Raw genomic sequence first — 17,984 nt, 5'->3', positions numbered from 1 at the left:
GCCGGCCGGCCCCCGACCCGCCGCCCCCCCGCGCCCTGCCGGGGGCGGGGGGCGGGGGGGGGGCGGGGGCGGCCACCCACCACCCGAAGCCGCCCCCGGCGCGCGCCGCGGCCGCGCCGGCGCCCCCCCCCCCCCCCGACGTGACCCCTGGGCCAAACGTCACTAGTGCCCTGACCACAAACGTTGGCCAGGTTGGGTGACACACCCAGCCGGGTCGGCTGCGTGGACCCGGGACGGCCAAGGCTAACGACCTACGCATCCTGGGCCGACCCGATCGAAGCCCATTTCGGGCCACACGTACGTTCGTGGTCGCCGGAGCCGACCACCAAATCCACGTCGCACTGGGCCCTCACCTGCACCGATACCTACGCTGGCGCAACGCCAACGCCCGCCACCGCGACGTCCTAGCCGCTCGCTGCGAACGCCTACGCGTCCGCAGCGAACGACAACACCGCTGGGCCCACTCGGCAGCCAAGGCCGCCCAACCAACCCGGCGAACGTTTGTGCTCAGGGCACTAGCACCGCGGGCTAGAGAGCGTCTCGACGATGTGGCTCGGCGACCAGACGTCGTCCAGCGCCGCCTGTTGAGTTGGCGACACTCGGCGCCGGCAACCCGAAGCGCGGACATTCAGCCTCGGACGGATGCCGCCGTTTGCGGATGTCCGTCGCCGCAGGTGATGCAGAGGCCCGCGTCAGTTCTCGGCCCCCAAGTCTAGCGCTGGTACGCCCGTCCGCCCCGGAGACGCAAGCCGGGACCTGCACGTCCGCCGGCGACACCCGGCCGGCATCGACTTGATTCAGCGCCCTGCGAAGGTCGTTCAGGCACCGGGACCGCACCGGCCCGACCGACCCGGGAGCCAGGCCGAGTGACTGCGCTACCTGGGCGTAGCTGAACTCTTCCATCAGGAGCGCGAGCATGTGCTGACAACGAGGGGACAGCAGCTGGAATGCCTGCCGCAGCCGCTCCGCCCCTTCCCGGGAGAGGACCTCCTCCTCTGCCGAGGCCGCGCTCCGCTGCCCGCGTTCAAGGACCACGACCTCGTCTGTCGGTGCCGGCAATCGCCTGCCACCCAGATGTCGTAGCACCTCGCGCCGAGCCACCATCGAAAGCCACTCGGCCAGTCGCTCCGGCTGACGCAATTGATCGAGCCGACGCCAGAGCCGCAGCCAGGTGGCCTGGCTGACATCCTCGCAGTCCGCCTGGCTCAGCCCATACGAGCGCGCAATCGCGCTGACCAACGGACCGAACCGGCGTACCAGAGTTGCCCAGGCAACCTCGTCCCCCCCTCGACATGTCAATACGAGCGACTCCGTTGTGGCCGACTTCTTCACGAGGCCCCCTACCGAAGGTGAAGAAATGCCCAATTGCGCCTCGGTGACACGTGGGACCATCCCGGATATTCGTACCGGGCGGCCACGGTCGACCGGGCATTCCTGCTGCACGAGTCCTTTGCACTTGGTCCGAGCGATGACATTATGAACTCAAATTATGTGAAGAAAATTAAGGACTCAGCATAGAAGACCGCTGATGATCTGTCAAAAAGTTTTGGCCGTGGGTCGCATTTATTTACGCGCCCGTAAAGTGACCACGGGGGCACGCACCCGCGCCCGACGTGGCATAATTCCTTGCTCTCGCCGCGTCCATGTAGGCCCACCTGGGCATCGTCGTACGTCATCCGACCGGCGACGTGCCCGACCCGGGAATCTCAACTCTTCCGATTGATCACCACATCGACGCCACCGCTGGCGTTCGCCGAACCAGGACCGCCCGGCACCCCGTTCCCGGCGGGCGCCGGCTCTTGGCCCGGGCTGTCCGGAAGACCGTCGTGCTCCTTGATGCCGTGCCGATCCCACCAGCCGGCGACGGGCGCCGGCAGCCACCACGCGGCACGTCCGAGAAGCCGCATCGTGGCCGGCACCAGCAGTCCCCGCACGATGGTGGCGTCCACCACGATGGCGATCACCAACCCGACACCGACCATCTTGATGAAGACGACTCCAGAGGTGGCGAACGCCCCCACGACCACCACCAGCAGGAGAGCAGCACTGGTGATAATGCCGGCCGTACGTTGGACGCCGACTGCGATGGACTCGATCGGGTCACCGGTGCGGTCCCACTGTTCCCGGATCCGCGACAGCAGGAAGACCTCGTAGTCCATCGAGAGACCGAAGGCGATGGCCAGCATGAGGACAGGCATCGTCACGTCGACCATGCCGGTGGGTGTAAAGGCGAGCGGTCCGGCCAGGTTGCCATCTTGGAAGATCAGCACCAGCGCGCCGAAGGACGCGCTCAACGAGAGCAGGTTCATCACGACGGACTTGAGCGGCAGCAGCAATGAGCCGAACGCGATGAACAGCAGCACTAGCGAGGTCACCAGGACAAAGAGCCCCATCCAGGGCAACCGCTTGCCGACAGACTCGAGCAGATCGACCAGTTGGGCCGGACCACCTGTGAAGAGCACCTCGGTCCCCGACGGCGGGGGCACGGCACGCAGCGCGGCGAGCAGCTCCCGTGCCTGCTCGGACTGCGGGTCGAGTGTGTACCGGAGGTCGATGCGCGAAACGTCCTGCCCGGTGGCGACGAGTTGGGCGCCGTCCACCCCGGACACCGCGTCGAGCCGGCTGACGTAATCCTGGACAACGGTCTGCTGCTCGGCGCTCTGAGTCGCACCGTCCAACCGGATCACCGCAGCGCTGATCATTCGTGGAGGGCCGCCTGGGAAGCGCTCGTCGAGCACCTCTGCCACGGTCCGGCTCTCCGACCCCACCGGAAGTACTCGCTCGTCCGCGTTACCCCACTCGACCCGCAGGAAGGGAGCGCCCAGGACCAGAAGGAGGGCGACGATGCCGATGCTGGTCAGCACTGGGCGGCGCATCACCCTGTGTACGAAGAGGTACCAGCCACGACCGGGATCCTTCGACGACGCCTCGACCGACCTGCGCCGACGCGGCAACGGCACCCGCAGCGCGTTGATCCGATGCCCGACGACGGCCAGCACCGCCGGCAGCATCGTCATCGAGCCGACCAGCGCCAGGAGCACCGCCGCCACGCCCCCGAACCCCATCGAGCGTAGAAAGACCTGGGGGAAGAGGGTGAGACTGGCGAGCGAAATGGCGATGGTGAGGCCCGAGAAGAAGACGGTCCGCCCGGCGGTGTTCATGGTGCGTACGATCGCGTCGCTGACCGATCTGCTGATCGGCAGTTCCTCCCGGAACCGGCTGACGATAAACAGCGCGTAGTCGATGGCGAAGCCGAGACCGAGCATCGTGACGATGTTGATAGAGAACGGCGACACGTCGAACCAGTAGGTGAGCACCCGCAGCAGGGTGAACGACCCCAGAATCACCAGGCCCCCGACGAGTAGCGGCACCAGCGCCGCGACCGCGCTGCGGAAGATCAGCACCAGCAACACAAGCAGCAGCGGTATGGAGATCGCTTCAGCGAAGAGGATGTCCTCGGCGACCTGGGCGCTGATGTCACGTGACACCGCCGCTGGCCCGCCGAGCTGCACCGTCAAGCCGGGCGCGGCCAGGTCGTCTTCGATTTCCCGCAACGCATCGCCACGGTCGGCCGCGTTGTCGCCGGCGAGTTGTATCGCCACGTACGTGGCGCGCCGGTCGGTCGAGACGAAAGCATCCTGGTTGGTAGACCAGTAGGACGTGGTCCGAGCGACCAAGTCGGCCGGCAGTGCGGCGATGACGCCATCCACTGCGGCGCGGAACGACGGGTCGTCCACGGTTCGGCCCGCGCCGTCGTACAGCGCGATTACGTCGACCGTCTCGCGCCCCAGGGCCTGCTGAATGCGTTCCTGAGCGCGATAGGACTCGCTGGCCGGGTCGTCGAACCCGCCTTCGGCGTGCATGGCACTGAACAGTCCGGTGCCCCAGACACCGGAAAATACTACAAATGCTAGGGAAAGTGCCAAGAACAACCAACGTCCGCGCACAGCGGCTCGACCCAGAACACCGAACACATCGACCCCCCGTGTTAACGCATCGGCGCAGCGTCGCCCCCACCCATCGACGACCGCCCGGCCCATCGCCACTCTGGCATCTGGCACAGTGGAACGTCAAGACCTTCCCTTATGCTAGGTCGTCAGAAAGACGGCTCCACCCAGATCAAAGATTTGCCCAGGCCGCTGGTGCCCGTGACGACACCGGGGCGGGCAGGATGAGCGGGCACCAGACCCGGTGCCGGCACCACCGCACGGGGCGCGACGGGCTGCCAACCCGGACACGGCCGGCACCACGACGCAGGAGGTCGGCTATGCCCAGCAAACCATTAAACTCCACTGCCGCCTCGATGCTGGGTCTCCTGCACCAGGGGCCGATGACAGGCTGGGACCTCCTGAACGCCGCCGAGCGGTTGATCGGCAATTTCTGGTCGCTCGCGCAGAGCCAGGTCTACCGCGAACTCGCCGCTATGGAGGCGGCCGGGCTGATCACCGCCGGCACCCGCGGCCCCCGGGACCGCCGGCCCTACGAGCTGACCGATGCCGGCCGGGACGCCTTCGCCGAATGGGTCAACCGCGAACCGGGGAAGGAGAACATCCGCTTCCCACTGCTGCTCTCCATTGGATTCGGCCAGCACATCGACCCTGAACTACTTGCGCACTTCGTCGCCGAGCACCGGGCTCGGCACGCCGAACGGCTAGCGGATTACGTGAATGTGATTCGGGATACCGACGAAAGCGGGCGCGTGCCGGACCTGTACCGGCGGGAGACCCTGCGCTTCGGCGTCATATACGAGCAAGCGGTACTGAAGTGGTTCGACAGCCTGCCGGCCGAGGTGCGCGGCGAGGGTCGACCCGCGGCCGCCCGGTTCGCCGCCCAGCACGCCCAGCACGACCAGGACGAACAGGACGAACAGGACGACCAGGAGGAACAGAAGCGGATCCGATGACTGACGCACGCAGCCCCACCTCTTGGCGGTCGCGGGCGCTACAGGCGGTCGCCTCCCTCGCGGGCCTGGTCGTCGTACTGGGCAATGGTGCGCGAACCCGACCAGGCTGCCCGACCTTCATCTGCGTCGACCCTCGCCAGCGACGAAAGCCGACCGTGGCGATCTGACCGGGAGGTCAAGTTGCCGAAGATGTGCGGTCAGGTACGCGGCGCCCCGTCCGCAGAAGCGTCGCTACGCCGAGCTGCGGGGATCGGTGCCGAGGGGGCGCCGTCAGTGCGAGTCGTGCCCGCCGTAGCGACAGCCTAGTACTCGCGACGGTGGAGGGTGAAGGTCAAGACCAGTACGACCAGCACACCGACGATCAGCCCGAGGATCGCGCTGGCCACTGTGTTGACGAGCCAGCCGACAAGCTCGCCGAGGACGCCAGCGGCGTCGTGCGCGGCCTCCTCCACGTGGTGCACGGCCTGATACAGAAAGTGCAGGCCCAGCTGGCCCACGCCCACCCACCAGCAGGATGTGTCCGCCCACCCACAGCACCGCGGCGGTGCCGACCACCGTCAGCACGGTGAGAACGGGAGCTGCCGGACGCGAGCCGGCGGGACGACGACCGACGAGCAGGGACCGCCCGCTCAGACCGAGGGGTCGCCATGCGACAGAGCTGCGCGGCGACCCGCATCAGGTCGACGACTTGGCGGGAGGCGAACAGCCGAACAAGTAGGATTTCAAGCCCCCGGCACCGGGCGGGTCCCAGGGCCTGAAATCCTACTTGACACATAGGAATTGTTGGTTAACGTCGTATCCGTGACCAGCCAACACACCCTGCTTCAGGGCACCGCCATCGCGGTGTCGCGGGGATGCTGCCGTGGCTGGACCGCCGCCAGCGGCTGCTGCCGCTGAGCCCGCACCCCCTCTCCTTCCCTCCGCGCCGCCGGCTCGACGATGACCGGCTGCCGACTCCTCGCACCGATCGACTGTTGCTCGCCGATCTGCGTCCACGCGTACCCGTGGCGGCGCGTACCTGCCTTCGTCGACCCAGGAGGACAGCCATGACCGTCATCGCCGAACCCGTGACTCCGGTCGATCCGGACCTGTTCCGTACTCTTCTGCGCCGGCACGCTGCCGCAGTCGCGGTGGTCACCGCCGCGGGCGAGCCACCGGTCGGGTTCACCGTCACCTCGCTGACATCGGTGTCGCTCCACCCGTCGCTGGTGTCGTTCTGCCTGGCCCGATCGTCGTCGAGCTGGGCGACGGTCGCCGACGCGGAGCACGTCGCCGTGCACCTGCTCGGTGAGAACCAGCAGGACGTCGCGCGAACGTTCGCGACGAGCGGCATCGATCGGTTCGCCGCACATCCAGCCTGGCGGTACGGGCCGCACCGGGTGCCGCTGCTGGACGAGCCGGTCGCGTGGCTCCTCTGCCGAGTGACCCAACGGGTGCCCGCGGGCGACCACACCATCGTGATCGCCGAGCCGCTTGTCGCCAGCCACGGCGACGGCGCGCCTCTGCTCTACCACATGGGGCGTTACGCCGCCCTGCAACCAGCGACAAAGGAGTTGTAAGTGACCTCACCATCCCTCCTGGACCGTCGGGCGTTCCTGTCCGCGACCCTCGGCGCGGTCGCACTGGGCCTGACCGCCTGCGCCGGTGACGACACACCCACTGAGGCGTTGGCCGCAGGAGCTCCGCTGCCGCAGGCCGTGCCGAAGGGCACCAAGCTCGTCGTCGGCGACAAGGAGCACCAGAAGGCGATCGAGTTCTCCGGCGAGGCGGACAAGTTCAGCTTCGAGGTGGAGTGGGCGAACATCAGCGGCGGCCCGCAGACCCTGGAGGCATTCCGTGCGAAGGCGCTGGACGTCGGCTCGGTGGCGGACATCCCGCCGATCCACTCGCACTGGACCAATATCCCCACGAAGATCGTGGCCTCGAAGTTCCGCCAGGACCCACTCAACCACGCCATCTACCGGCTCGGCATCGCACCCGGCGTCACGGTCGCCACCCTCGCCGACCTCCGCGGGAAGAAGATCGCGTACAGCCCCGGGCAGGCGCAGGGAGCGCTCGTCCTGCGGGTACTCCACAAGGCCGGCCTCACCAAGAAGGACGTCAAGCTGGTGGAGCTGCCGAGCACCGGCGATGTCTACGCGACCGCGCTCGCGAGCCGCCAGGTCGAGGTCGCGCCGATCGGCGGGGTGCAGATCAAGCGCTACGAGACCAAGTACACCCGCGACGGCGCGACGACGATCGCCCATGGACTGCGCGACGACCCCGGTCACCTGTACGCGCCCGTCACCGTGCTCGGTGATCCGGCGAAGGCGGCGGCGATCCGCGAGTACACGCAGGCGTGGGCGCGGGCCTGGCGGTGGCGCGAGGCCAATCCCGACGAGTGGATCGAGCGGTACTACGTCAAGGACCAGGGACTGACCGCCGACGACGGCAGGTGGCTGGTCGCGAACAGTGGCGTGGCCGACATCCCAACGAGTTGGACCGAGGCCATCGCCCGGCACCAGGAGACCATCGACCTGCTGGCGAAGGAGACCGGCAACAAGCCCCTCACGGCTGAGGACCTGTACGACCGACGGTACGAGTCGGTGGGCGCACAGGCACTGGCTGCCGGAGGTGCCCAGTGAGCGCCTCGACCCTGGCCCGACCCCGGTCGGACGCCGCTGCTCCCACCGGCCGGCCGCGGCGCCGGCTCAAGCCGGGCCGCCCGATCCCGTTCGGGGCGGCGATCGGTCCGACCCTGCTGCTGGCGGTTTGGGCGGCCGGCTCGGCGACCGGCTGGATCGACCCCCGTACGCTGTCGGCACCCTGGACCGTAGTGATCACGGCGGGTGACCTCATCGCGGACGGCCGACTGCAGGACAACCTGGCCATCTCGGCGCAACGGGCGGGCCTGGGCCTCGCCATCGGCACCGCCGTCGGTCTGGTGCTGGCCGTGCTCGCCGGTCTGAGCCGGTGGGGCGAGGCCATCCTCGACGGCCCGATCCAGATCAAGCGAGCCATCCCCGCACTCGCGCTGATTCCGCTGCTCGTCCTCTGGTTCGGCATCGGCGAGCAGATGAAGGTCATCACCATCACGTTGGGTGTGTTCGTTCCCGTCTACATACACACCCACAACGGGCTGCGCAGCATCGACAGCCGCTACGTCGAGCTGGGCGAGTCGCTCCGCCTGCGGCGGACCGCCTTCGTCCGCCGGATCGTGCTGCCCGGCGCGCTGCCCGGCTTCCTGCTCGGTATGCGGTTCGCGGTCGTCGGGGCATGGCTGTCCCTGGTGGTCGTCGAGCAGATCAACTCGACCAGCGGCATCGGCTACATGATGGAGCTGGCCCGCGAGTACGGCCAGACCGACGTGATCATCGTTGGACTCGTGCTGTACGGACTGCTCGGCCTGCTGTCCGACGGCGCCGTCCGGCTGACGCAGAGGAGGGCCCTGTCGTGGCGACGCACGCTGGCGGACTGACCGCATCCCGGGCCGTACGCGTGCAGGGCCTGGCGCGAGGGTTCGGGGACCGGGTGGTCCTCGACGGATTCGACCTGGAGATCGGCACGGGCGAGTTCGTCGCGCTGCTGGGGCGCAGCGGCTCGGGCAAGAGCACACTGCTACGTGCGCTCGCCAGCCTGGACGGCGACGCCACCGGCTCGGGCCTGATCGACGTACCGGAGAACTCGTCGGTCGTCTTTCAGGACGCCCGGCTCCTGCCCTGGCAGCGCGTGCTGGACAACGTCGTCCTCGGCCTGCGCGGGCCGGACGCCACCGAGCGCGGCCGTGCGGCCCTCGCCGAGGTCGGCCTCGCCGGGAGGGAGCGGGCCTGGCCCAACGAGCTGTCCGGCGGCGAGCAGCAACGTGTGGCGCTGGCCCGGGCGCTGGTGTCCGAGCCGGAACTACTGCTCGCCGACGAGCCGTTCGGCGCGCTGGACGCGCTGACCCGACTGCGCATGCACGCCCTGCTGCGCGTACTTCATGCCCGGCACCGACCCACGGTGCTGCTCGTGACACATGACGTCGACGAAGCGATCACGCTTGCCGACCGGGTGCTCCTGCTGGACAGCGGTCGGATCGCCGTCGACCTCGCCATCGACCTGCCTACACCGCGGTCGTACCGACAGCCGCAGTTCCTCGCGTACCGCGAGACCCTGCTGCGGGCGCTCGGCGTCAACCAGACGGAAGGATGAGCATGCTGCACCTCAACGCGTTCCTGATGGGCGTCGGCCACCACGAGGCGGCCTGGCGGCTGCCCGAGAGCGACCCGTTCGCGCAGACCGACGTCGAGCACTTCACGCGCCTGGCCCGCATCGCCGAGCGCGGCAAGCTCGACTCGTTGTTCCTCGCCGACAGCCCGGTGCTGTGGAACAGCATCGGTCGACGGCCGGGCGGCACACTGGAACCAACAGTGCTTCTCACCGCCCTGGCCGGAGCGACGAGCCACATCGGGCTCATCGCGACCGCGTCGACGACGTACAACGAGCCGTTCAACCTGGCCCGCCGCTTCGCGTCGCTGGACCACATCAGCGGCGGGCGGGCCGGGTGGAACATCGTCACCACCGCCGGCGAGAAGGCGGCCCGGAACTTCAACCTGGACGACCTGCCGGCGCACCGTGACCGGTACGAGCGGGCCGCCGAGTTCATCGAGGTGTCCCTGAAGCTCTGGGACAGCTGGGACGACGCAGCGCCGCTCGGCGACAAGGACGCCGGGCGATGGGGCGACGACGATCTGCTCTACCCGCCGGAGCACTCCGGGCGGCACTTCCGCGTCGCCGGCCCCCTCAACGTCCCACGTTCCCCGCAGGGCTACCCCCTGCTGGTGCAGGCCGGTTCGTCCGAGGACGGCAAGGACCTTGCCGCCCGCTACGCGGAGGCCGTCTTCACCGCCCAGCAGACGCTCGCCGAGGCGCAGGCGTTCTACAGCGACCTCAAGCGGCGTGCCGCGCAGGTCGGCCGCGACCCGGACAGCATCAAGATCCTGCCGGGCATCGTTCCGGCCATCGGGGCCACCGAGGCCGAGGCCCGCGCCCTGGAAGAGGAGCTGGACCGGTTGATCAAACCGGAGTACGCCCGGCAGCAGCTCGCCACGACGTTGCGGGTCGCTCCGGAGGACCTGGACCTGGACAAGGAACTGCCCGCCGACCTGCCGAGCGAGGACGAGATCGAGGGCGCCAAGAGCCGGTACACGCTGATCGTCACGCTGGCCCGGCGCGAACGGCTGACCGTCCGCCAGCTCATCGGCAGGCTCGGCGGCGGGCGCGGGCACCGTACCTTCGCCGGCACACCGGAGCAGGTCGCCGACGCCATCGAGCAGTGGTACCGCGGCGGCGCGGCCGACGGCTTCAACATCATGCCTCCCGTACTGCCCTCCGGGCTGGAGACGTTCGTCGATCACGTCGTGCCGATCCTGCAACGCCGTGGGTTGTTCCGCACCGAGTACACCGGGAGCACCCTGCGCGGGCACTACGGGCTGCCCCGACCCGCCAACCAGTTCACGCGGCAGCTCACCACCGCGTCCCGCTGACCCACCGCGAAGGAGAAGTCATGGTCGACCAACGACCCTTCGGCCACACCGGCGTCCGCATCAGCTCGCTGACCCTGGGCGCGATGAACTTCGGACAACGGGGCAACCCGGACCACGAGGACGGCATCCGGATCATCCACCGGGCCCTCGACGAGGGCATCACCGCCATCGACACCGCTGACGTCTACTCCCATGGCGAGTCGGAGGAGATCGTCGGAAAGGCCCTCGCGGGCGGACGGCGCGACGACGTCTTCCTGGCCACCAAGTTCCACGGTCAGGTCGGTGACAACCCGCAGCACCGCGGCAACTCGCGCCGCTGGATCGTCCGATCGGTGGAGAACAGCCTGCGTCGGCTGGGCACCGACTGGATCGACCTCTACCAGGCACACCGGCCGGAGCCGGACACCGACTTCGACGAGACCCTGGGCGCGCTCACCGACCTGGTGCGCCAAGGCAAGATCCGTTACATCGGCACGTCCACGTTCGAGCCGTCCGCGATCGTCGAAGGGCAGTGGATCGCGCAGCGACGCGGCAGGGAGCGGGTGGTCAGCGAGCAGCCGCCGTACTCCATTCTGGCCCGTGGCATCGAGCGCGAGGTGCTACCGATGGCCCAGCGGTACGGTCTGGCGGTCATCCCGTGGAGCCCGCTTGCAGGCGGCTGGCTGTCCGGCCGCTACCACTCAGGGCTGACCGCGCCGATCTCCGGACGCGCCGAGAGGCTTCCGGCTCGCTTCGATCCGACCCTGCCCGCCAACGCCGCCAAGCTGACCGCCGTCGACGAACTGGCCGCGCTCGCCGACGAGGCCGGACTCACCCTCATCCACCTCGCGATCGCCTTCGTCCTGGAACACCCGGCGGTCACGTCGGCGATCATCGGGCCGCGTACCCTTGCGCACCTGGAGTCACAGCTCGGCGCCGCCAAGGTGACCCTGTCCGAGGACGTGCTGGACCGCATCGACGCCATCGTCCCGCCCGGCACCACGCTGAACCCCGCCGACGCCGGCTATCAGCCACCGTGGCTGACCGATCCCGCGTACCGCCGTGGCCGCGGCTCACCGGCGCGGCGGATCGGGGTGGCGCCGTGAGCGACAGCCCCTCGTCCACCCCGCACGTCGTCGTTCTGGTTGGTGACCCTCGTGCCGGGTCGCGGACCATCACCACGATCGACGCACAGCGGGCCGGCATGGCGTGACACGACCCTGACCCGGTTCACCCCCAGGCGCAGCGGGCACCGCCCGCCCTGCGGGCGATGCCCGCTGCCGCCATCTCACCAGCTGGAAGGCCGCCACCGATGAGTCCCACGTTGCTCTGGTACATCCCGAACCAGGTCCGGCCCGGCCACCGCGGCGACGACGTGATCGAACACCACAACAGCCTGGACACGCTCACCAGCCACGCCAGGGCCCTCGAGCACCACGGGTGGGACGGCGCGCTGATCGGGACCGGCTGGGGACGACCCGACACCTTCACCGTGGCCACCGCACTCGCCGCCCGCACGACGACATTCCAGCCCCTGATCGCGATCCGGCCCGGCTACTGGCGGCCCGCCAACTTCGCCTCCGCCGCCGCGACCCTCGACCACCTCAGCCAGGGCCGAACGCTCATCAACATCGTCTCCGGCAAGGACGACCTGGCCGCATACGGAGACGGCGCGAGCGACCCCACCCACCGCTACGCCCGCACCAAGGAATTCCTCCAGATCGTGCGCAAGCTGTGGACCCAGGAGAGCGTCACCTACCAGGGAGAACATTTCGCCGTCACCGACTCGCACCTGGCGCTCCGACCGGTCGTACACGGTGAACGCAGACACCCGCGGCTCTACTTCGGCGGCGCCTCCCCCGCCGCTGAGGAGGTGGCCGCCACCGAGGCCGACGTCCAGCTCTTCTGGGGCGAGCCACTCGACGGCGTGGCCGATCGAATCGAGCGGCTCAAGCAGCTCAGCGACAAACTGGGACGCGAGCACCCGCCGCTGGAATTCGGGCTTCGGGTCACCACACTGGTGCGGGACACCACCGAACAAGCCTGGGCCGATGCCGAAGCCAAGGTCGCCCAGATGGCCAACGGCACAGGTGCCGCACGTGATCAGAACTGGCGGGCCGCCGTCGGTCAGCGCCGGCTGCTCGACCTCGCCGCGCGCGGAGAGGTCCTGGACGACAACCTCTACACCACCCCCGGCAGGTTCGGTGGCGGTGGGGCAGGCACCACCTGGCTGGTCGGCTCTGCCGAGGAGGTAGCGAGCTCGCTGCGCAAGTACCAGCGGCTGGGGATCACCCACTTCGTGCTCTCCGACACGCCCTACCTGGCCGAGATCAAGCGACAGGGTGACCAGCTTCTGCCGCTGCTGCGCACCCGGTCACCCAGTCACGCGTGAGTCGCGGCCAACCGCTGCGGACAGCCAGGAGTGTCCTCATCGATGCGGGTGAAACCCACCGACGGAACGCGGGAACACGACGAGAGACCAGCTTCAGCTGGGACGCTGCGTGTGCGGGGCTCTCAACTCACCACAGTTGCCACTCGGTGCCGCAGTCGCGGCCCGGTCCATCCGGACCGGGCCGCGAGGCCGACTCGGGCCGCTGACGGGCGGCGGGGCCCGCTGGTCAGGTCACTGCCGGGTCAGGGCAGTGCCTTGAGGAACGGGCCGTGATTGAGCCGGAATTCCCAGGAGTAGTAGCGGTCCCAGTTGATCGACCAGGTCATGAGGCCTCGGAAGTTGGGGTTCGTTCCGCTGCGAGGGGTGTAGGTGCCGCAGTTCTGGCCTCGGACGAGGCAGGTCACCGCTTGTTGCACGCCGGCCGGGGCGAGGTAACCGTTGCCCGCGCTGGTGGAGGAGGGCGCCCCGAACGCGACCTGGTCCTCGCGCAGTGCGGGGAAGACCGCGTTGGCGTTCCCGGCGACGGGGAAGCCGGCCAGCAGCATGTCCGTCATCGCGATGTGGAAGTCCGCGCCGCCCATGGTGTGGTACTGACCGTCGAGCCCGACGATGGGGCCGGAGTTGTAGTCCTGGACGTGCAGGACGGTAAGGACATCACGCAGCGCGTGGATCACCGGCAGGTATGAGCCAGCCCTGGGATCTTGGCCACCCCACGGGCCTGAGCCGTAGAACTGGTAGCCGAGCTGCACGAAGAAGGTCTCCGGTGCCATCGTGAGCACGAAGCCGGTTCCGTAGCGCTGCCTGAGCTCACGGATCGCGGAGATCAGGTTGACCACGACGGGGGTGGTCGGGTTGCGGAAGTCGGTGTCGCCGGCGTTGAGGTAGAGGGAGTGGCCCTCGAAGTCGATGTCCAGGCCGTTGAGGCCGTACCGGTCGATGATCGCCGACACCGAGCGGACGAATGTGTCACGGGCGGTGGTCGTGGTGAGTTGCACCTGCCCGTTCTGACCGCCGATGGACAGCAGCACCTTCTTGCCTTGCTGCTGCTTGGCGCGGATCGCCGCGGTGAACTGGGCCTCGGTCTCCACGTTCGGACACTCGGCAAGGGGGCAGAGTTGGAAGCGGATGTCGCCGGAGGTGACGGAGGTGGGTTCGCCGAAGGCGAGGTTGACGATGTCCCAGTCGTCGGGCACGTCGGCCATCCGCAGGTACCCGGCGCCGTTGGCGAAGCTGGCGTGCAGGTAGCCGATCAGGGCGTGCTTCGGTAGCCCGTTGTTCGGTGGACTGGTGGGCGGCGGGGTCGTCGGTGGTGTCGTGGTGGGCGGTGCCGTGGTCGGCGGCGTTGTCGTGGGGGGTGCCGTGGTGGGGGGTGCGCCACCGCCGCAGGGCGCGCCATTGAGCGTGCAGTCGACGGGCGAGCCGGAGCCGGTGGCCAGGAAGCCGAATGACGCCGACGCACCGGGAGCCAGCGTGCCGTTCCACGAGCGGTTGGTGAAGGTGTGCCGCTGCCCCACGCTGCTGACCGTGGCGTCCCAGTACGAGCCGAGGGTGGTGCCCGACGGCAGGGTGAAGGCAACCTGCCAGCCGGTGATCGTGCTCGACCCGCCGTTGGTGATGGTGTAGCGGCCCTCCCAGCCGGAGCCCCAATCGGAGGTCTTGGTGAACACGGCCGTCGGGCCGGCCGCCAGGGCTGGATATGCAAAGGTCAGGGTCGCCGCGGCGGCAGAGACCAGGGCCGCCATGACAGCCAGGAACGGTGTTCGGAGTTTGCGCGCCATCCGGTCCTCCCGAGGGGTGCCCGATGAAGAATATCGACGGGAGACTAATTATTAGGTTTGTTAACTGAAGATGTCCAGGGGTGCGGAGGTCTTTGGACGCGCGTGATGCTCGGGCAACCGGCGCTGGGCGACTACCGTAAGCACGTGCTCGATCCCATGATCGTCTTCGATGCCTCGGGTCCGCTGGAAAGCCCGCTCACTGACGAGGTCCTGCGTGAGGTGGAGGCGCAGCTCGGGCGCAAGTTACCTGCTGCGTACGTCGACCTGGCCCAGCGACACAACGGCGGAATGTTGGCCCGTGACGCCCATCCCTCGCCCAGCCGAACCTCCTGGTCCGCAAACTACGTGGGGGTGTACACCCTGGCGGCGATCGGTCGGACTGCTCCCTTCAGCCTGTGCGGCGAACTCGGCAACGCGTTCTGGATAGCGGAGTGGGGCTACCCCGACATTGGTGTCTACATCGCCGACTGCCCCTCGGCGGGCCACGACATGATCGCCCTCGACTACCGGTCCCCTGGAGAGCCGAGTGTCGTACATGTCGATCAGGAGTGGAACTACAAGGTCACCGTCCTCGCCCCCGACTTCGAAACCTTCCTGGCTGGCCTCGTCGAGGAAAACCGAGTTCGATGGAGACGACTGATCGCAACCCGCCAGCCGCGCGGCGACCCCGGAGCGCAGTGGGCTCGCAGGTATCGCTGGGTTGCCAGAACCAGTTGTGCCGCACCGACATGGTGCCGTTGCATTCCGCCGGAGACCACCGCAGCGCGACGTCACCGTTGGTGGGCACGACAGACCACTCCGACGTACGCGAAACGCCAGCCTGGTTGCCGACCCAACGCACGTCCGATCCGCCGTCATTCTCGATGATGGCGATGCGCTTCCGGCAGTTCAGAGGACTACCTCGATGCTCCGTCCCGAACGAACACGATGGTGTGCTGGGCGTGCCTCCCGCAATCGCTGAAGGTAGCGGGAGGCACGCGCGGGCGAGACCGCTGGTGATCAGGCTGCGGTGATGGTCCACAGTAGGTTGGTGCTGCCGTCCCAGTTCCACTGTTTGACCGGGGAGCCGGAGGCGACCTGACTGCCGCCGTCGAGCACCAGTCCGGTCGTCCGGTTGGCGATGCGGTAGCGCCGGTTGCCCTGGTCGGTGATCTGCCACTGTTGGTTGTTGCCGCCATTCCAGGGGGCCTGCTGGGCGGCAGCCCCGTTGGTGGTCAGCCCGTAGCCGTCGACGACCATGCCGTTGGTGCGGTTGACGATCCGGTAGAAGCCAGTGCCCAGGTCGACGATCTGCCACTGGAGGTTGGTGCTGTTGTCCCAGCTCCACTGCTTCAGCGGCGATCCGGTGGCGACGTTGCCACCGCTGTCCAACACGAGACCGTTGGTGACGTTGGTGATCCGCTGATATGTCGCGGGGTTGAAGGTCACTCGCAGGGAGGCGATGGCGTCGTTGTTGCCGGTGTTGCGCAGGTCCGGGTTGTCGGCGGTGAACGTCCAGCTCGTGCCGCTGAAGTTGTCGTTCGCGTACCCGATGATCTGGTGTCCGGTCGGCACCCGGACCGAGGAGACGCTGCGCAGCCCGATCCCGGCGGACTGGAGTTGGGCGGCGGTGTAACTGCCGACGGCGAGGGCAGCCCCGGTGGCGTAGTTGACGTCGGCGTACACCCCGAGCGCCGCCGTGGGGGTGGATCCACCACCGAGGGTGGGAATGGTGCCGGAGAAGGTCAGCTTCACCACGTAGGCGGGTGCGCTGAACGGAGCGCTCGACGATGGCAGGGTGATCCGGAGCCCGGAGGCGTCCTGGGTGCGGGTTGGCAGGTTGAGGTAGCTGCCGGCGGTCGATCCGAGGAGTTGCACCCCGGTCAACGTGCTGAGGTTGATTCGGTTCGACGACAGCGTGGTGATGGTCACCGAGCTGCCCGGCCAGCCGAGGATCGTCGCGTACAGGACGCGGTTGTCCTTGGTGCGGGTGAACCGGATGTCCTGCGCGTTGCCGGCGACGGGCGCCACGAAGTAGCCGCCGCCCATCTTGGTCGGTCCCTCGCCGTAGGCGGACCAGGCGCGCGTGGAGTAGACGGACTCGCCGAAGCGGCCGAGGTAGTCGCCGATGCCGAGCAGGATGGTGCGCTGGCCGGACGGGATGGTGCCGTCAGCCGTCGGCGCGATGTTGAGGACCATGGTGCCGTTCTTGCTGACCCGGTCGATCAGCGAGTGCAGCATCTGGTTCAGGGAGTAGTAGCCGATGCCGACGGTGTAGCACCAACTGGAGCTGCTGATGCTGTCGTCGGTCAGCCAGTACGGGTTACGGATCTCGGCCGGCCCGCCGCGCTCGTAGTCGTAGACGGTGCCGCCGTTCTCCAGGCCGTCCTTGTAGGTGGCGACGACCTCCTTGTCCCAGGCGACGGCCCGGTTGTAGTAGTACGACAGGAACTTCAGCCGCTGCGCGTCGCTGATCCGGCGCAGGTCGAAGTCCTGCCAGATGAGGTCCGGCTGGGCCTGGTCGATGACCTCGCGCAGCTTGTCGTACCAGAGCTGCTCCTGCGCCGTCGTGCCGAGCTGTCCGTAGAGCTTGCGCAGGCTCGAGTCGGACTGCTGTGGCACCCACTGGTAGAAGCCGGTGAAGTTGAACGCGTGGTGCATCGCGACCAACACCTTGAGCCCTCGGCCGCGGATCGCGTCGGTATGCAGGCGCAGCAGGTCGAGCCGGGGGCCCTTGGCCACCGAGTTCCACTCGTTGACCTGGCTGTTCCACATCGAGAAGCCGTCGTGGTGCTCGGCCACCGGCCCGGCGAACTTCGCGCCGGCGTCGACGAACAGCTGCGCCCACTCGTCCGGGTCGAAGTTGCCGCCGGCCGACCTCAGCTTCGGCGCGAACTGCACGAAGCGGCCGGACCGGTCGTACGCGCCGTTGATGAAGTTGTGGTACGGCCAGGCCGACGGGTCGCCGTAGGTGTTGCGGTGGTGGTTGTTCTCGCCCGAGCCGGAGTTGTACATGTTGCGCGGGTACCACTCGTTGGCGAACGCCGGGACGCTGAACACGCCCCAGTGGTAGTAGATGCCGAACTTGGCGTCCTGAAACCACTCGGCCGCCGGCGGGTGTTGGCCGACCGAATCCCAGGTGGCGGAGTAGCTGGTCGGCCCGGGAATGGCGGCGTGGGCGGGAATCGCGCGGATCAACCCGCTGGCACCGACGGCGGCTGCGGCTCCTCCCACGCCGAGTGCGGACAGCAGGGTACGACGGGTGATCGGGGGACGGGACATGGGGATCCCTCCAGGGCAGGGTGATGGGTGGCGGGGCGGGCAACTCGAACATCTGACGTTAAGCTCTGCCATCGGTCTACGTCAATGCCATGAATGTCCACTTTGACACCTTTAGCCACGGCAATCGATAGGATTGGCTCGTCGCTCGGCTTCCCGGATGTCGGATG

Annotated in this window: 13 protein-coding genes and 2 pseudogenes; 10 read left to right on the top strand and 5 right to left on the bottom strand. The window is 68.3% G+C overall.

What is annotated here, in order from left to right:
• Nucleotides 1–249: 249 nt before the first annotated feature.
• Nucleotides 250–482, top strand: a pseudogene (locus tag ACWER9_RS23480) (IS630 family transposase); the annotation flags it as partial.
• 46 nt (nt 483–528) lie between these two features.
• On the opposite strand, the gene ACWER9_RS23475 reads toward ACWER9_RS23480, so the two are convergent.
• Both ACWER9_RS23475 and ACWER9_RS23470 read right to left on the bottom strand, forming a co-directional pair.
• Nucleotides 529–1,392, bottom strand: coding sequence for an RNA polymerase sigma factor (locus tag ACWER9_RS23475; protein ID WP_452303881.1), 864 nt, complete (start codon nt 1,390–1,392; stop codon nt 529–531).
• A 314-nt stretch (nt 1,393–1,706) separates the two neighbouring features.
• The gene (locus ACWER9_RS23470) at nt 1,707–3,974 is read right to left on the bottom strand and encodes an MMPL family transporter (RefSeq protein WP_452303880.1); all 2,268 of its coding nucleotides are present in this window, start codon (nt 3,972–3,974) and stop codon (nt 1,707–1,709) included.
• A 293-nt stretch (nt 3,975–4,267) separates the two neighbouring features.
• Here ACWER9_RS23470 and ACWER9_RS23465 point away from each other — a divergent pair, with 293 nt between their 5' ends.
• Nucleotides 4,268–4,903 carry a PadR family transcriptional regulator gene (locus tag ACWER9_RS23465; RefSeq protein WP_452303879.1) on the top strand — a complete coding sequence of 212 codons (636 nt, stop codon included), beginning with the start codon at nt 4,268–4,270 and terminating at the stop codon, nt 4,901–4,903.
• Between the two features lie 302 nt (nt 4,904–5,205).
• Here ACWER9_RS23465 and ACWER9_RS23460 read toward each other — a convergent pair whose 3' ends face one another.
• Entirely contained in the window at nt 5,206–5,406 is a 201-nt protein-coding gene (locus ACWER9_RS23460) for a DUF808 family protein (protein WP_452303878.1), read from the bottom strand.
• A gap of 543 nt (nt 5,407–5,949) precedes the next feature.
• Here ACWER9_RS23460 and ACWER9_RS23455 point away from each other — a divergent pair.
• The 7 genes from ACWER9_RS23455 (at nt 5,950) to ACWER9_RS23425 (ending at nt 12,778) form a co-directional block, all read left to right on the top strand.
• Nucleotides 5,950–6,462 carry a flavin reductase family protein gene (locus ACWER9_RS23455; protein WP_452303877.1) on the top strand — a complete coding sequence of 171 codons (513 nt, stop codon included), beginning with the start codon at nt 5,950–5,952 and terminating at the stop codon, nt 6,460–6,462.
• Complete coding sequence (locus ACWER9_RS23450; RefSeq protein ID WP_452303876.1) at nt 6,463–7,527, top strand: ABC transporter substrate-binding protein; 1,065 nt, start codon at nt 6,463–6,465, stop codon at nt 7,525–7,527.
• A complete protein-coding gene (locus ACWER9_RS23445; protein WP_452303875.1) occupies nt 7,524–8,360 on the top strand; it encodes an ABC transporter permease in 837 nt (278 codons plus the stop codon). Before ACWER9_RS23450 ends, ACWER9_RS23445 begins: the two co-directional genes overlap by 4 nt.
• Nucleotides 8,336–9,073 carry an ABC transporter ATP-binding protein gene (locus tag ACWER9_RS23440; RefSeq protein WP_452303874.1) on the top strand — a complete coding sequence of 246 codons (738 nt, stop codon included), beginning with the start codon at nt 8,336–8,338 and terminating at the stop codon, nt 9,071–9,073. Before ACWER9_RS23445 ends, ACWER9_RS23440 begins: the two co-directional genes overlap by 25 nt.
• Before the next feature lie 2 nt (nt 9,074–9,075).
• A complete protein-coding gene (locus ACWER9_RS23435; RefSeq protein ID WP_452303873.1) occupies nt 9,076–10,407 on the top strand; it encodes an LLM class flavin-dependent oxidoreductase in 1,332 nt (443 codons plus the stop codon).
• Nucleotides 10,408–10,427: 20 nt separating this feature from the next.
• A complete protein-coding gene (locus ACWER9_RS23430) occupies nt 10,428–11,492 on the top strand; it encodes an aldo/keto reductase (RefSeq protein WP_452303872.1) in 1,065 nt (354 codons plus the stop codon).
• Between the two features lie 206 nt (nt 11,493–11,698).
• Nucleotides 11,699–12,778 carry an LLM class flavin-dependent oxidoreductase gene (locus tag ACWER9_RS23425; protein WP_452303871.1) on the top strand — a complete coding sequence of 360 codons (1,080 nt, stop codon included), beginning with the start codon at nt 11,699–11,701 and terminating at the stop codon, nt 12,776–12,778.
• Between the two features lie 242 nt (nt 12,779–13,020).
• On the opposite strand, the gene ACWER9_RS23420 is transcribed toward ACWER9_RS23425, so the two are convergent.
• The gene (locus ACWER9_RS23420; RefSeq protein WP_452303870.1) at nt 13,021–14,556 is read right to left on the bottom strand and encodes a chitinase; all 1,536 of its coding nucleotides are present in this window, start codon (nt 14,554–14,556) and stop codon (nt 13,021–13,023) included.
• Between the two features lie 105 nt (nt 14,557–14,661).
• Between ACWER9_RS23420 and ACWER9_RS23415 the strand changes: the two are divergent.
• Nucleotides 14,662–15,174, top strand: a pseudogene (locus ACWER9_RS23415) (SMI1/KNR4 family protein); the annotation flags it as partial.
• Between the two features lie 381 nt (nt 15,175–15,555).
• Here ACWER9_RS23415 and ACWER9_RS23410 read toward each other — a convergent pair.
• Nucleotides 15,556–17,817 (bottom strand): alpha-L-fucosidase, encoded by a 2,262-nt coding sequence (locus ACWER9_RS23410; protein ID WP_452303869.1) that lies wholly within the window; start codon nt 17,815–17,817, stop codon nt 15,556–15,558.
• Nucleotides 17,818–17,984 lie beyond the last annotated feature (167 nt).

This window comes from Micromonospora sp. NPDC003944, from assembly GCF_053605225.1.
The sequence above is the reverse complement of the archived record's forward strand: the minus strand, read 5'-3'. Positions and strand labels throughout refer to the sequence as shown.